Source organism: Taklimakanibacter deserti, from assembly GCA_003574785.1.
Map to the genome: position 1 here is coordinate 297,570 of QORU01000008.1, position 14,639 is coordinate 312,208.

A 14,639-nucleotide genomic window follows, 5' to 3' on the forward strand; every position below is an offset into this window, starting at 1 on the left:
CCGTGCAAGACTATCCGGCCGGCCGCTCGGCCCGGCCTTTGCGCGGGCTCCGGCCGGTCCAGCGTTTGTAGGCGACCGAGAAGGCGCTCGGGTTGGAGTAGCCGAGAAGAAAGGCGATCTGGGTGAAGCTCAGCTCCTCCTCGGCGAGATAGCGCGACGCCAGGTCCTGGCGCAGGCGCTCGACGATGGTGGTGAACGGCATGTTGATCTCCGCCAGCCGGCGCACCAGCGTGCGCTCGCTCATGCCGAGCTCGGTGGCGATCGTCTTGATCCGCGCCTGGCCTCTGGGCAGGAGCTCCGCCAGCCGCCGCTCGATCTGATCCAGGAATTCCTCGCGCTGCGGCGGACGCTTGCGCAGCAGGTCATCGGCATGGTCCCTGAGCACCGCGAGGAGGCGGTCGTCGGATGACCGGATGGGCATGGCCAGCGTCTTGCGGGAGAAGACGATGTGCCCCTGGTTGCGGTTGAATTTCACCGGGCAGCCGAACTGTTTCGCGAATTGATCGAGATGCGAGCGGCGATTGTGGACGAATTGCACGGAGAGGGGGGCAAGCCTGATGCCGGCGAGCTGGCGATAGGCATGGATGACGACGCCATAGGAGAATTCGACCGCCTGGCGCGACTGGCCATAGGAGGAATGCAGCGGAATGATCGTGAGCGTCCCGGTCTCACCCGCGACCTTGAGGCTGATCTGATAGGCTTCCGAGAACACGCGCAGATAGCGGGCGAGGTTGTGCATGGCCTCCTCGACGGTGCGGGACGCAATGCCGAGATAGGCGAGGAGGCCGGCATCGCGAATGTCGATCGTGGCGCTGAAATTGAGACCGAAGCAGTCATCGCTGAGCTCGCGGGCGGCGATCTCGAGAAGCCTCGCATGGTCGGTGAAGGGGATCCAGGCATCGGCCTTGTTGAGCATGCGCAACTCGAGCCCCGCCTCGGCAAGCGCCGCTTCGAGGTCGGCTCCCGCCTGCTTGAGCTTGTCGACAACCATCCTTGCCCATAAAGCCCGAACCAGGATTTTCCCCGGATCGAGCCTGGTCTGCCGCTTGGCCATGATCGTCATCCCGAAAGCTTGGAACCCGCCATTGGGAACCGTTTGTCACGAAATGGCAAGCGTTTGGCGGGGTTTCGAAAGAATTTTGAGGCACCGAATGCCTAAGTCACGGGCCGAAACTTCTCAAGCCCGCTAGGGAAAGCGACAGGCGCCGGGTCACAGAAGAACTCAGAGTCCCGGTGTCGGACTAGCGGCTCTCGCGCCCCGTGAGACCGCTAGTCTTTTTCCCGACGGCAAAGGCCGCGCCCGAATGCGGCGCCATTCTTCACGTGATGGAAAACCATGAACGAGCCGGCCATGATGTTGCTCTCGGATACGGCGTCGTTCCTTGGCGCCATCGTGGCGGGAATGGCATTGGGCGGGCTGCTTTATGCCGGCGCCGTCATCGCCTGGCGGCTGGCCTCGCGAATTTGGCGGTGGCTCCGGCGGCAATAATCCCCCGGCGCAGACCGGGGGGTATTGCGCCGGGGGCGGGAAGCGACCCGGGGGTCCTAGTCGCCCCTCTCGCAGCCGGCACAGCCTGCGCCACGCCGGAAGCGGACGCCCTCTAGGCGAGCGATGTGAGAACCGCAATTCGACTTCAGGCCGCTGGCGTCGAATCAAAAGAGATTGGCGTATCAAGAGAAGCAGCTCCGTCATCCGCAAAGCTCTGGCGGATTTCATATATCTATTTGATATTATTGTGTAACGTTGAATTTTGTGGCTTGGGTTGCTTTCCTTTTGCCCAGGCTCACCGCCGGTCATCCTCGCCGCGCAGCGCGCCGTCGGACGGCGCGTCCAGAATTGAAGGGACCGGGTTAGGGGTGTATAATCCCGCCGTGTTCGAGTTGGCCCTGAACGCCCAAGGAGAAGGCATATCAGGCCATTCGGACGCGGTTGTTCAGGAGGTCAGTCATGGCCTCTTTACATGGAAAACCGATCGGCGCTGTAGACGACAGCACCGCTTACGGTGAGATCCAAAAGATCAGTGCAGCTGACCTCGTGGACGCTTTGTCCAAAGGCGTCGATGACTTCAAGGCGAAACCCAGCCACCTGGTCATCCTCGCCATTCTCTACCCGCTCGCCATGGTGGTGTCGGCCAATATCGCGGCCGGCTACATACCCCTGCCGCTGGTCTTTCCCTTGCTTTCGGGATTCGCCCTGATCGGCCCGCTCGCCGCGATCGGCCTCTATGAGATCAGCCGGCGGCGCGAGCAGGGCCTCGATATCTCCTGGGAGCACGCCTATAACGTCATCCGCAGGCCGTCCATCAGCGTCCTGACGCTGAGCGTGCTGGTCGGCGTGATCTATTTCGTGTGGCTCGGCGCGGCGTTCCTCATCTACCGGCAGATCTACGGCAGCACCGTGCCGACGGCGATCACCCCCTTCGTCTGGGAGGTTCTCACCACGCCAGCCGGCTGGGCGCTCATCATCGTCGGCTGCGGCGTCGGCTTTCTTTTCGCCGTCGTGGTGCTCGCCATCAGCGCCGTGTCCTTTCCGATGCTTGTCGATGTGCATGTCGGCGTGGTGACGGCGATACGGACGTCCGTTCACGCGTTTCTGGCCAATCCGACGACGATGATGCTGTGGGGCTTCATCGTCGCCAGCCTGCTGTTGATCGGGGCCCTGCCGTTGTTCGCCGGCCTCGCTGTCGTGATGCCGGTGCTCGGGCATGCGACCTGGCACCTGTATCGCAAGGTCGTCAAGCACTACCCGGTTTGACTTCGGTGTCGATATGAAGATCGCGTTCGCTTTGATTGTGCTGGCCTTGGGCTCGGTCGTATTTCATCTGCTGAGCCCGTGGTGGTGGACTCCGATCGCCTCGAACTGGGACTATATCGACCACACGATCACCCTCACATTCTGGATCACCGGCATCGTATTCGTCGCCATCGTCCTGTTCATGGCCTATTGCCTGTGGCGCTTCCGCCACCAGGCAGGAACGCAGGCGGCATATGAGCCGGAAAACAAGAGGCTGGAATGGTGGCTCACCATATTGACCTCGGTCGGGGTAGCGGCCCTGCTGACGCCCGGCCTGTTCGTCTGGCACCAATTCGTCACCGTGCCCAAGGAAGCAGATGTGGTCGAGATCATCGGCCAGCAGTGGCAGTGGAATTTCCGCCTCCCCGGAAAGGACGGCGTATTGGGCACTTCCGACACCCGCAATGTCACGCCTGAAAACCCGCTGGGCCTCAATCCGAACGATCCCCATGGCGAGGATGATGTCCTGATCGCGGGCGGCGACCTGCACCTGCCGCTCAACCGGCCCGTCAGGGTATTGCTCCGCTCGATCGACACCATCCACGACTTCTACGTGCCGGAGTTCCGGGCCAAGATGGACATGGTTCCGGGCATGGTCACCTATTTCTGGTTCACCCCGACCCGACCCGGAACATTCGCAGCCATCTGCGCCGAGCTGTGCGGCACCGGACACTACACCATGCGCGGCGTGGTCGTGGTCGAGGAAGAGGGCGCCTATCAGGCGTGGCTGCAGGAGCAGTCGATCTTCAAGCAGTCGGCCGATGCGGGGAACGGCACGGGTGAGGGGACAAGTCTCGCCTTGAGCGCGACCAAAACGGGTTCCGCGCCATGAGCACGCGCACCGTCAAAACGAAGGCCGGGCTGTCGCATATGGCGTTGGTGAAGGCCTCTCCACGCTTCCCCCTCTCCCGTTGCGAAGCAATGGGAGAGGGTGCCCGAAGGGCGGGTGAGGGCTCTTTGGCTCAGCAAGGAAGTTGGTTGAAATCAGAGTATATTGCACGAAAGAGCCCTCATCCGGCCTTCGGCCACCTTCTCCCGCAAGCGGGAGAAGGGGAAACCTGGCACGGCCCTCCACGGAAATATCCATATGCGATAGCCCTACCCGCAACGGATACGCAGCCCGCATTTTCGAGAGATATTCAAACCGAAGGGTGACGCGATGACCGATACAGCACCCGACGCCATCAATTATGTGGCACCCGCCGAAGTCGAGGATGTGGAGCTTTATCATCCGAAAAGCTTCGTCACCAAATACATCTGGAGCCAGGACGCCAAGGTGATCGCCATACAGTATGCGCTGACCGCGATCGCGATCGGCCTGGTGGCATTGGTGCTGTCGTGGCTGATGCGGCTGCAACTCGGATTCCCGGAGGCCTTCTCCTTCATCACGCCCGAATCCTACCTGCAGTTCATCACCATGCACGGCATGATCATGGTCATCTATCTCCTGACCGCGCTGTTCCTGGGCGGATTCGGCAACTACCTCATCCCGCTGATGGTCGGCGCCCGCGACATGGTGTTCCCCTATGTGAACATGCTGAGCTACTGGGTCTATCTGCTGGCCGTGCTGGTGCTGGTTGCGAGCTTCTTCGCGCCGGGCGGGCCCACCGGCGCCGGCTGGACGCTCTATCCGCCGCAGGCCATCCTCGCCGGCACCCCGGGACAGAGCTACGGCATCATCCTGATGCTCGCCTCGCTCGCCTTGTTCATCATCGGCTTCACCATGGGCGGATTGAACTATGTGGTGACGGTGCTGCAGGCGCGCACGCGCGGGATGACGCTGATGCGCATGCCCTTGACGGTGTGGGGCATCTTCGTCGCCACCATTCTGGCGCTGCTGGCCTTCCCCGCTCTGTTCGCCGGCGCTGTGATGATGATGTTCGACCGGCTTCTCGGCACCAGCTTTTTCATGCCGGATATCGTCGAGTTCGGCGAAAGCCTGAAATATGGCGGCGGCAGCCCGATATTGTTCCAGCACCTGTTCTGGTTCTTCGGCCATCCCGAGGTCTATATCGTAGCGCTTCCGGGCTTCGGCATCGTCTCCGACCTGATCAGCACCCATGCGCGACGGAACATCTTCGGCTACCGGATGATGGTGTGGGCGATCGTCGCCATCGGCGCCTTGAGTTTCGTGGTGTGGGCGCACCACATGTATGTCAGCGGCATGAACCCCTATTTCGGCATCTTCTTCGCCACCACCACGCTCATCATCGCGGTGCCCACCGCCATCAAAGTCTACAACTGGGTGCTGACGCTGTGGCGGGGCAACATCCATCTGACCCTGCCGATGCTGTTTGCCATCGCCTTCATCCTGACCTTCGTGAATGGCGGGCTGACCGGCCTGTTCCTCGGCAACGCCGTGGTGGACGTTCCGCTTTCCGACACCATGTTCGTGGTCGCCCATTTTCACATGGTGATGGGTGTGGCGCCCATCCTCGTCATCTTCGGGGCCATCTACCATTGGTATCCGCTGATAACCGGACGGATGCTGAACCAGGCCATGGGTCATTTCCACTTCTGGGTCACCTTCCTCGGCGCCTATGCGATCTACTTTCCCATGCATTATCTGGGCTTCATCGGCGTGCCGCGGCGCTATTACGAGATGGGTGACGTCGCCTTCGTGCCGCCATCCGCCCAGACGCTGAACGAGTTCATCACCGTCGCGGCCCTGATCGTCGGCTTCGCGCAGGTGGTGTTCATCTTCAACCTGGCGTGGAGCCTGTTCAAAGGCAAGCGGGCAGAGCGCAACCCCTGGCGGGCCACCACGCTCGAATGGCAGACACCGCAGATGCCGCCCGCGCACGGCAACTGGGGCAAGGAGCTGCCGGTGGTCTATCGCTGGGCTTACGATTACAGCGTGCCGGGCGCCGCTCAGGACTTCCTGCCGCAGAACCTTCCGCCCGATCAGGTCGCCACCTCGGCAGCAAAGCCATGAACCTCATCCGCCAGCTGACGGAAAAACCTTGGGTTCCGGCACAGGCCAGGATCGACGACCGTCACCGCGGCGGCACATTCCGATTGCCGGCCAAGACGGTAGCCTTGCGCACGTTTCTTGCCGTGGTCACGGTTCTGTTCACGCTTCTCGTCCTCAGCTATGGCACAAGGATGGAGTTCGAGGACTGGCGCCCCACGCCGCCGCTCAGGCTCCTGTGGCTGAACACAGGCCTTCTCGTCCTGAGCAGCCTCGCGATGCAGTGGGCGGAGGTTTCCGCGCGCCGCGGCGAGATCGACGGCGTGCGCAACGGCCTGCTGGCGGGCGGCGCCTGTGCCGTTGCGTTTCTGGGCGGGCAGATCCTGGCCTGGCGGCAACTGAACATGCTGGCCGTCTTCGACGTCGCGAACCCGGCGATCGCCTTCTTCTTCCTCATCACCGCGCTGCACGGGCTGCATTTGTTGGGCGGTCTCGTGGCCTGGGGCAGAACCACCGCCAAGGCATGGCGCGGCTCGGATGTCGCCCAGGTTCGCTTGAGCGTCGAGCTGTGCACCGTCTATTGGCACTTCCTGCTTCTGGTCTGGCTGGTCCTTTTCGGCCTGTTGTTTTCGGGCAACGACAATCTGGGCGTCCTGCTGGCGCTCTGCGGGCTCAGGTGAAGGGAACAATCCCCATGGCAGATACTGCAGCGAGCGATACGACCGAACCCCTGGCGCGGCCTCAAGGCCTGCGCGGCTTCACTGCCGACTGGTCCTCGGATCAGCGGGCATTCAAGAACGTGCCCTGGGGCAAGGCGATGATGTGGATCTTCCTGCTCAGCGACACCTTCATCTTCAGCTGCTTCCTCTTGTCCTACATGACGGTCAGATGGTCGACGAAGGTGCCGTGGCCCAATCCCAGCGAGGTCTTCGCGCTGAATATCGGCGGCACCAGCATCCCCCTCATCCTGATCGCCATCATGACCTTCATCCTGATCTCATCGAGCGGCACGATGGCCATGGCGGTCAAATACGGCTATGCCCGCGAGCGCAGGAAGACCGCGATCCTGATGCTGGTGACGGCGGCCTTCGGCGCCACATTCGTCGGGATGCAGGCCTTCGAGTGGACCAAGCTGATCCTCGAAGGGGTGCGTCCCTGGGGCAACCCCTGGGGCGCGCCGCAGTTCGGCTCGACCTTCTTCATGATCACCGGCTTCCACGGCACGCATGTGACGTTCGGGGTGATCTTCCTCATCGCCATCGCCCGAAAAGTCTGGCGCGGAGATTTCGACGTCAACCGGCGCGGCTTCTTTACGAGCCGCAAAGGCAACTACGAGGTCGTCGAAATCATGGGTCTCTACTGGCACTTTGTCGACCTGGTCTGGGTCTTCATCTTTGCCCTGTTCTATCTTTGGTGAGGCAAGACATGGCACACGCACAGGCGCAGCAGCATCCGATCGGCGTATATCTGTGGACATGGGGACTGCTCTTCGTCCTCAGCACCTTTTCCTACCTGGTCGACTACTTCAACCTCGAAGGCCATCTCCGGTGGTCGCTGATCCTCCTGTTCATGGTGCTGAAGGCGGGGCTGATCGTCGCCGTCTTCATGCATATGGCCTGGGAGCGGCTGGCCCTGATCTATGCCATCCTGCTCCCGCCGGTCCTGGTGCTGGTGTTTGTGAGCCTCATGACGCTTGAATCGGACTACACCCTCATCACGCGCGAACTCTTCTTCAAGGCAGGATCCTGATCCTCGCAAAGACAGGGCTATCACATATGAAAATTCTTGAAGTGAGTGAGCTGGCTGCGGTGTTCCCCCTCTCCCGTTGCGAAGCAATGGGAGAGGGTGGCCGAAGGCCGGGTGAGGGCTCTTTGTCTCAGCAGGAATGCTCGTTGAGGTCAGAGCACACTGCTCGAAAGAGCCCTCATCCGCGCTTCGCGCACCTTCTCCCATTGCTTCGCAACGGGCGAAGGGGAGTGACGCGGAAGCCTTACAAACCCCAAAGGAGTGACGGATGAAGTTCAGATTGGTTCTCGCCGCCCTGGCGCTCATGGGCTTCAGCACCGCCGGCTTTGCGCAAGATGCGGCCGAGGGTGAGAAAGTCTTCAAGAAGTGCCTGGTCTGCCATACGGCGACGGACGCGACCAACAAGGTCGGGCCCTCGCTCAAGGGCATTGTCGGCCGCAAGGCGGCGTCGGTCGAAGGTTTCAAATATTCCCCCGCCATGCAGGCCAAGGCCGCTGAAGGGGTGATCTGGGACGAGGCCACCCTTACCGCCTATCTGCCCGATCCGAAGGCCTTCGTGCCCGGCACCAAGATGGTCTTTCCCGGCCTCAAGAATCCGCAAGATGTCGCCAACGTCATCGCCTATCTCAAGACCACGGGAATGTAGGCTAGAGCATCGGACCGAAAAGTGCGAAGCGGTTTTCGGATAATCCGATGCGCAAACAAAGAATAGAGCGCCGAGGCGATTCCATCGGAACGCCCGACGCTCCAGACGAGCAGGTTGGAATGATCGTCATCCTCATTGGCGCGCTCCTCGTCTTTGCCGGCCTGTTGTTCATGGCCTACGTGGCCATCTGGCGCGGGCGGTTGAGCGGTGCGAGCCGGCGCGATTCAACGGCGGAAAGCCCAACTCTGGAACCCAAGGGTCGAAGTGCTGCCTTTGATCCCAGAGCGAACTGGCCCGGCCTTGCACTTATCGGGCTCGGCTCCGTCCTCATCTATGTCGGGACCAGTTATTTGTAGGGATCACCGCGGCGCATCGCTCTCGAGCGTGACGACTCTAGTCCAACCCATAACCCTCACCCTGAGGTGCCCGCCGCAGGCGGGCCTCGAAGGGTGGCAAGCGGCGTGCTTTTTGTACCTGGATCATGCTTCGAGGCTCGCTTCGCTCGCACCTCAGCATGAGGGTGTTTTGAGTGAGGCCTCGCCGCGGATTGTCGTATACTTGATCCGTCATGCGTCGTGTTCATGGAACATTGCGGCTGTGCGCGTTGTTGCGCATCTCCAATGTCTGGCTGCTGGAGTTCGACGGCAACCGCTTTCTCATCGACACCGGCCATAAGGTGGAGCGCCCCCTGCTGATGGCGGAGCTCCATGCCGCCGGCATCCGCGGGCGGGGTGACCTCAACGCAATCCTCCTGACACACCGGCATAGCGATCACGCCGGCAACGCCCTATGGCTGCGCGAGCGTTATGGCGCCCTGATCCTCTGCCACCCGGACGACGCTTCTGTCCTCGACGGCACAAGCAAAGCTGCCCCGCTCTCCGGAAGGCGTGCGCCGCTCTGGGCGGACGTCCTCTGTCGCATCGAGGACCTGATGCCGGCCCGCCTCGACGTCGATGGCACCTTTGGCGAGGGCCGCTGGCAATGGGGCTTCGACGTGACGCCGGTGCCGGGGCACACCGAGGGGAGCTGCCTGCTCTACCACGAGCCGAGTGCCACCCTGTTCTCCGGCGATGCGATCCTGGCCGGGCCGCCGCCCTTGCGCATGATCGAGTGGATCAGCCTCGCCGATGCCGCCTTCTCCGAGGATGTCGAACGTTGCCGCGCCAATGTGCGGAGGTATCTGCGCGCCCTGCCGCACGTCGAGTGGCTCTGCTCGGGACACGGCCCCGCGGTCACCAAAGACGTCAGGAAGAAGCTGCTGGCGCTTGGCCCGGAGAAGGCCGGCTGAGGTCGAGGTGGCCGTACAGAGATGCTTCGCCGAAACGGCAATTCGGTGAAAACCCTATCCTCCTTTCGTCATCCCGGCGAAAGCCGGGATCCATTGAATTCTTTCAAGGCGAGCAGCGCCGCCTCCGATGTTTCCCCTCTCCCGTTGCGAAGCAATGGGAGAGGGTGGCCGAAGGCCGGGTGAGGGCTCTTTGTCCCAGCAAGGAATGCTGGTTGAGGTCAGAGCCCGTGGCGCGAAAGAGCCCTCATCCGCGCTTCGCGCACCTTCTCCCATTGCTACGCAACGGGAGAAGGGAAAGGACGGAGGGGCCTTACAACTTCCATATGCGATTGCCCCGGAGGGGAGCGGTCTCACGTCACCATCCTTCGCCCCGAGCCTTCGACCGGCGGGCCTTCGAGGTAGACGCCGCCTTGCAGCCGCGGCCGCTCCCTCGGGGCAGGGACCTTCGGCGCGATGAGCGGGCAGTTGACGGCATATTCGCCGAAGGCATCGGCGCCGTGGCTGTTGACGTCATGCAAGGGGCCGGCAAAGCCGCCGAGCGTGGCGCTCTGCCGGCGCGAGTATCGCCGCAAGCGCGACAGGCCCAGCATCACCCGCTTGGTGCGGTTGAAGCGCATGAGCGGCAGGAGAGCGCGGCCTGCGTTGATGCGCTCCGCCGGGCCCTGCTGCGCGCCGACGCGGATCGGCTTCACGCCGAGCCGCATCAGCGTCAAGGCGCGGCTGCGCCCGGCAGCACCCCATTCGCGCAGCTTCACGTCATGGGGAAGATAGTGCTCGCCGTAAGCGAAAGCGCGCTCGCGTCCCACGCATGAGAGAGCCGGCGCGACCAGGCGCGGCTCCGGCTGCAATTCGGGCAGGGCCTCGCGCACGATCTCCTCCGCGCCCTGGCCGCTCGTCTCATGATAGTCGATCGCCGTCACCTGCACGCCGTCGTCCTGGAGGAACCAGATCGCCGTATAATCGTCGATGCCGATGTCCCACGCGGTGTCGACGGGCCGTGCCGGATCATGCGGGAAATCGCCGATGCGGCCCTGGCGCTCCGCTTCGGCGATGAGGCGCGCATAGTAGGAGGCCTCGCTGACGATCTCGTAATTGCCGCCCCAGACATGATCGGCCATTTCGGGATCGCTGGCATAATCGGACTCCTTCTCTATTCTCAGCACGTCCGGAAACCACGGATTGTCATGCCAGTTGACGGCGACGAGGGCGGCATCGGCGCGCTGGGGCCCGCCGCGGAAGAACCGGTCCACGGCGTCCGTCTCATGGCGCGGATTCCATGAGAACCAGAGTTCGGAGCCGGCTTTCCGGATGGTGGGCCTGAGCAGCCTGAGCGAGGGTTCGGAGAGGTTCTGCGCTTCCTCGACCCAGGCGATGTCGTAGCCTTCGAGCGACTTGATGTTCTCGGAATTGAAGGACTGCATGCCCTTGAAGATGATGAGCGAGCCGTTGCGTCCGCGGATCTCCTGCTCGAGCACGCTGAAGAAGTCGCTCAAGCCGAATGCGGCGATCTTGTCGATCAGGAGCTGGCGCACCGATTCGCGGATCGAGTTCTGCACTTCGCGGATGCAGACGCAGCGCAGCCGGGTGCTGCGGCACCGCCTGATGAGCTCGCCGGCGAAGAAATGCGATTTGGCGCTGCCTCTGCCGCCATAGGCGCCCTTGTAGCGCCGAGGCGAAAGCAGCGGCTTGAAGGCGCGCGGGATTTCAAGCCTCTTTCGGGTCGACAATGTAAAGCTCGAAGTCTGAATCGGAGGAAGCGCCGTCGTCCTGGCTCTCCCGGCTCTCCTCGCTGTCGCGCGGGGCTGCGCTGGTGGAGAAGTCGGGCAGGATTTTCTTGAGCAGGCCGAAGGCGGTGGAGATCTGGGACGGGGTGAGCTCCTGCCGCCCGCGAACGTGATCGAGCAGGAGGTCGAGGACGCCGCTCTCGGTGATCTTCTGGCGGTCGGCGGCAATCCGCTCGGCATTGCGTAGCGGCCGTATGGGTGAGGAATCCGGACTGGCCGATGAGATGTCGGATAGTGTTGGTGCCCGGGCAGCAAATCGCGGCGATTGTCCTGATGTCTCAGGTAGTTGCGCGGTTGGCGAGAGGGCCTCCATATGATTGTTCGAATGCCTGTGGCCGGTTTCAGTCAGGAACGTCGGGATAGAAGGGTTCCGGCTCCTGAAGCGATGGCCAACCATGATGCACCGTGATGTGTTGGGGAGAGTGGGAAGCGGCATGTCCGGTGGCCATGCCACCGAGAAGCTGCGCCTCGCTTGCGGTTTGAGCGCAAGCCGAGCTTCAGAATCGAAACGCCCGCGGGTTTGAGCCGCAGGCGCAATTTCTTCGATCCTGATATTTCCCAAATCTTATGCTTTGGCCCACGATGTCAAGCAATTTCTCATGGCGCAACTCAGTAACAGACTTATTCACGCTCCGATTCCTTCTTTGTCGAAAGCGCTGGCGAGCGTACTTCCACAGGATGAAGTGGACCTGAGGACCCGCTTAGGGAACAGCAGCGGCTTGAAGGCGCGCGGGATTTCAAGCCTATTTCGGATCGACAATGTAGACCTCGAATTCGGGAGCTGCGGGAGTACCGCTGCCATCGCCAGCGTCCTGTTTCTCCTCATCGTCCGAAGGCGCGGCGCTCGCAGGTGATATTTCCCAAATCTCACGCTTTGGCCCGAATGAATTCAATCTATAATTGTATAACTGAAAATATACTCTTTACAGGACATGAACATTATGAGAACGTCTGGACGACTCGCATTTTTTGTGGCTCTCGTTGAATCGGTCTCAAGTGCACTGATTCGAACAGAGCCAAGGAACGTAAGGCATTGTGATGAAGGTCGTAGGATTGTTTGCCGGTATCGGCGGTCTGGAGACCGGCCTTGCCCAAGCAGGACATCACGCGATGATGCTCTGCGAAATCTGGGAGCCGGCGCGTGCAGTTCTGGAAAGGCGATTTCCACATATTCCGATTGAAAGGGACATCACGGTATTAAAAGACCTTCCAAGTGATATCGACGTGCTGGTCGGTGGGTTTCCATGTCAAGATTTGAGTCAGGCCGGGTTGACTGCAGGAATTGATGGAAAACGGTCAGGCCTCGTAGGACATGTCTTTAGGCTTCTAGATCAGCAGCCTGTGCCTTGGGTCGTCCTCGAGAATGTATCCTTTATGCTTCACCTTGATAAGGGAAGAGCATTGACGACACTCGTCGCGGCTTTTGAAGAGCGCGGTTATCGCTGGGCGTATCGCGTAGTAAACTCGCTTGCATTTCTGCCTCAACGGCGAGAGCGCGTGATTTTTGTTGCGACAAAGACAGATGTTGACCCGGCTGATGTTCTTTTGGCGGATGACACTGTTGTTTCTGATTTGGTGACATCGATAACTACACATGCTCATGGCTTCTATTGGACGGAGGGAATCCGTGGCCTGGGGTGGGCGCCGGATGCGATCCCAACACTTAAGAATGGGTCGACTGTTGGCATCCCTTCACCGCCGGCGATTATGCTGCCCAATGGAGCTGTCATAACTCCGGATATTCGGGACGCCGAGCGGTTACAGGGCTTTGAATTCGGATGGACGGAGCCGGCATCGTCGGTGGGGAGAGCGTCACTTCGGTGGTCGTTGGTTGGAAATGCTGTGAGTGTACCGGTTGCCGAATGGCTTGGAATGCGCCTTGCGGCCCCAAGCCTCTATCAAAAGAGTCGGGATCGGGAGCTTTCCAATGATTCCCGTTGGCCGAAAGCGGCACGTTTTGACGGCCGTCAAAGAAAGAAAGTGGACATCGGCACTTTCCCCGTTTGGCGAGAACGCTCCTCCCTGGTAGAATTTCTCCAGTTTGATGGCAAATTGCTTTCTACACGTGCCACACGAGGATTTCTCTCACGAACGGACAGAAGTACGCTACGTTTCGTTCCTGGGTTCTTAGATAGGCTGCGACAGCACTTGGATCGAATGGAACACATGGACCTTTCGAAAATAAATTTGAGAGCCTTGGCAATCGCGGCTGAATGAAGGCACCTACGCCCCGCGATCCAAAACGAAGTGCCTTGATGAGCCGAGTTAGGCAACGAGGAACAGCAACCGAACTTGAAGTCGCTGTTATCCTGAGGAACCTTGGATATGCCTATCGTCTGAATGTCAAGTCTTTACCTGGGTCGCCAGACTTTGCAAACCGCAAGAGGAAGTGGGCTATCTTTGTCAATGGTTGTTTTTGGCACCACCACAGCGGCTGTCGTCAAGCAACTATTCCCAAAACCAACAAACGATTTTGGCGAGATAAATTCCTTACTAACCGCCAGCGTGATGCGAAGGCTATTCGCACGTTACGCAGTGCGGGATTTCGTGTCGCAATCGTTTGGGCCTGCAAAGCCAAGGACGATCTGACCCTGACAAACAGGCTCTCAAAGCTGCTTGAATCTCGTCGCATATATGTGCCCAAGACGATCGATCATTGACGAGTAATGATAGATGTCGTTGGCCTGTGGCGCAGGTGGCGTCCCAACAAGCCGTACGGTTGAACCGTCATTGGCGCAATCTACTACGACAATGGCCAGCGCATCGTATCCGGTATCTCCAGTTTTGGAGCGCCTCGGCAGCTGGCGAATCTTGTCGATTGCCAAGCCCGCATCACGCGGTTGATCGTGAGAGCTCCAGACTGGATTTGTCGAACGGTTACTCTTATTGAGGTCCGGGCTGAGATACTGAGAGGAAATATTTACCATCGCGAAGCCGGCGGCGATCGCTTGATCGGTCGCACCGTGCACGGTCAGATGCGACGAATTCAGCTCATCATATAGTCGAGGAAGAGCACGCTGATGGGCTGTCATGCACGCTTTTGCTTCCAGCGCCATAAGGACGCTCCCAACCGGGCCCCCGCGTAGTACCGGCAACTCCCTAAGCTCCGTTTGTTGATCCGCAGTTAGTTTGATTTCGTAGTCTTTCGCCATGCGGCTGAGATTTTGTACGGAATGCCCTCCGTTGGAACTTGATGGTGTGCAGAGGACTAGGTCGAGATTCTTCTTCCGGTCATGAACAAAATCGCGCATTTCATGATTAATTCCGAAAAAGACGCGAGCCTCTTCAACATGACGGCGCAGAAGAGAGTTGGTACGCAATAAATCAAAGACGATACCCCAGCATGCGACCTTCGAATGGTGGTCACTTCGAGAGTGATATTGCCAACGATTGCCATGGCGATCTTCGCGCGTTTCCCGAGAAAGTGTGCGAACGAGAATGTCTGGACCGTGCATTTCAGTTCCAATGGT

General features: G+C 60.4%; 16 protein-coding genes. 12 read left to right on the plus strand and 4 right to left on the minus strand.

Going from position 1 to position 14,639, the window contains the following annotated elements; genetic code table 11:
- Positions 1 to 10: 10 nt before the first annotated feature.
- The gene (locus DS839_RS18760; RefSeq protein WP_162918654.1) at positions 11 to 1,054 is read right to left on the minus strand and encodes an AraC family transcriptional regulator; all 1,044 of its coding nucleotides are present in this window, start codon (positions 1,052 to 1,054) and stop codon (positions 11 to 13) included.
- Positions 1,055 to 1,351: 297 nt separating this feature from the next.
- Here DS839_RS18760 and DS839_RS36575 point away from each other — a divergent pair, with 297 nt between their 5' ends.
- The 10 genes from DS839_RS36575 to DS839_RS18805 all read left to right on the plus strand — a co-directional run bounded on the left by DS839_RS36575 (position 1,352) and on the right by DS839_RS18805 (position 9,385).
- Positions 1,352 to 1,489, plus strand: a complete 138-nt coding sequence (locus DS839_RS36575; protein ID WP_162918655.1) for a hypothetical protein — start codon at positions 1,352 to 1,354, stop codon at positions 1,487 to 1,489.
- 459 nt (positions 1,490 to 1,948) lie between these two features.
- Entirely contained in the window at positions 1,949 to 2,755 is an 807-nt protein-coding gene (locus DS839_RS18765; protein WP_119271975.1) for a DUF2189 domain-containing protein, read from the plus strand.
- 13 nt (positions 2,756 to 2,768) lie between these two features.
- Positions 2,769 to 3,626, plus strand: a complete 858-nt coding sequence (locus tag DS839_RS18770) for a cytochrome c oxidase subunit II (RefSeq protein WP_119271976.1) — start codon at positions 2,769 to 2,771, stop codon at positions 3,624 to 3,626.
- Between the two features lie 327 nt (positions 3,627 to 3,953).
- Positions 3,954 to 5,729 (plus strand): cbb3-type cytochrome c oxidase subunit I, encoded by a 1,776-nt coding sequence (locus tag DS839_RS18775; RefSeq protein ID WP_119271977.1) that lies wholly within the window; start codon positions 3,954 to 3,956, stop codon positions 5,727 to 5,729.
- Entirely contained in the window at positions 5,726 to 6,385 is a 660-nt protein-coding gene (locus DS839_RS18780; protein ID WP_119271978.1) for a cytochrome c oxidase subunit 3, read from the plus strand. Before DS839_RS18775 ends, DS839_RS18780 begins: the two co-directional genes overlap by 4 nt.
- Positions 6,386 to 6,399: 14 nt before the next feature.
- The gene (locus tag DS839_RS18785) at positions 6,400 to 7,122 is read left to right on the plus strand and encodes a heme-copper oxidase subunit III family protein (RefSeq protein WP_119271979.1); all 723 of its coding nucleotides are present in this window, start codon (positions 6,400 to 6,402) and stop codon (positions 7,120 to 7,122) included.
- A gap of 8 nt (positions 7,123 to 7,130) precedes the next feature.
- Positions 7,131 to 7,454, plus strand: a complete 324-nt coding sequence (locus DS839_RS18790; RefSeq protein ID WP_119271980.1) for a cytochrome C oxidase subunit IV family protein — start codon at positions 7,131 to 7,133, stop codon at positions 7,452 to 7,454.
- 265 nt (positions 7,455 to 7,719) lie between these two features.
- Entirely contained in the window at positions 7,720 to 8,097 is a 378-nt protein-coding gene (locus tag DS839_RS18795) for a c-type cytochrome (RefSeq protein ID WP_119271981.1), read from the plus strand.
- 119 nt (positions 8,098 to 8,216) lie between these two features.
- Entirely contained in the window at positions 8,217 to 8,453 is a 237-nt protein-coding gene (locus DS839_RS18800; protein WP_119272085.1) for a hypothetical protein, read from the plus strand.
- 212 nt (positions 8,454 to 8,665) lie between these two features.
- Positions 8,666 to 9,385 carry an MBL fold metallo-hydrolase gene (locus DS839_RS18805; RefSeq protein WP_119271982.1) on the plus strand — a complete coding sequence of 240 codons (720 nt, stop codon included), beginning with the start codon at positions 8,666 to 8,668 and terminating at the stop codon, positions 9,383 to 9,385.
- 350 nt (positions 9,386 to 9,735) lie between these two features.
- Here DS839_RS18805 and DS839_RS18810 read toward each other — a convergent pair whose 3' ends face one another.
- Together DS839_RS18810 and DS839_RS36580 are read right to left on the minus strand one after the other, a co-directional pair.
- Positions 9,736 to 11,112 carry a PBSX family phage terminase large subunit gene (locus tag DS839_RS18810; RefSeq protein WP_162918656.1) on the minus strand — a complete coding sequence of 459 codons (1,377 nt, stop codon included), beginning with the start codon at positions 11,110 to 11,112 and terminating at the stop codon, positions 9,736 to 9,738.
- Positions 11,090 to 11,482: a hypothetical protein gene (locus DS839_RS36580; protein ID WP_162918657.1), complete on the minus strand. Its 393-nt coding sequence runs from the start codon at positions 11,480 to 11,482 to the stop codon at positions 11,090 to 11,092. Before DS839_RS36580 ends, DS839_RS18810 begins: the two co-directional genes overlap by 23 nt.
- A 725-nt stretch (positions 11,483 to 12,207) precedes the next feature.
- Here DS839_RS36580 and DS839_RS18820 point away from each other — a divergent pair.
- Together DS839_RS18820 and DS839_RS18825 are read left to right on the plus strand one after the other, a co-directional pair.
- The gene (locus DS839_RS18820) at positions 12,208 to 13,386 is read left to right on the plus strand and encodes a DNA cytosine methyltransferase (protein WP_119271985.1); all 1,179 of its coding nucleotides are present in this window, start codon (positions 12,208 to 12,210) and stop codon (positions 13,384 to 13,386) included.
- Positions 13,383 to 13,829 carry a very short patch repair endonuclease gene (locus DS839_RS18825; protein ID WP_119271986.1) on the plus strand — a complete coding sequence of 149 codons (447 nt, stop codon included), beginning with the start codon at positions 13,383 to 13,385 and terminating at the stop codon, positions 13,827 to 13,829. Before DS839_RS18820 ends, DS839_RS18825 begins: the two co-directional genes overlap by 4 nt.
- On the opposite strand, the gene DS839_RS18830 is transcribed toward DS839_RS18825, so the two are convergent.
- Positions 13,776 to 14,624: a hypothetical protein gene (locus tag DS839_RS18830; RefSeq protein ID WP_119271987.1), complete on the minus strand. Its 849-nt coding sequence runs from the start codon at positions 14,622 to 14,624 to the stop codon at positions 13,776 to 13,778. The two genes, DS839_RS18825 and DS839_RS18830, sit on opposite strands and share 54 nt — an antisense overlap.
- Positions 14,625 to 14,639: the final 15 nt, after the last annotated feature.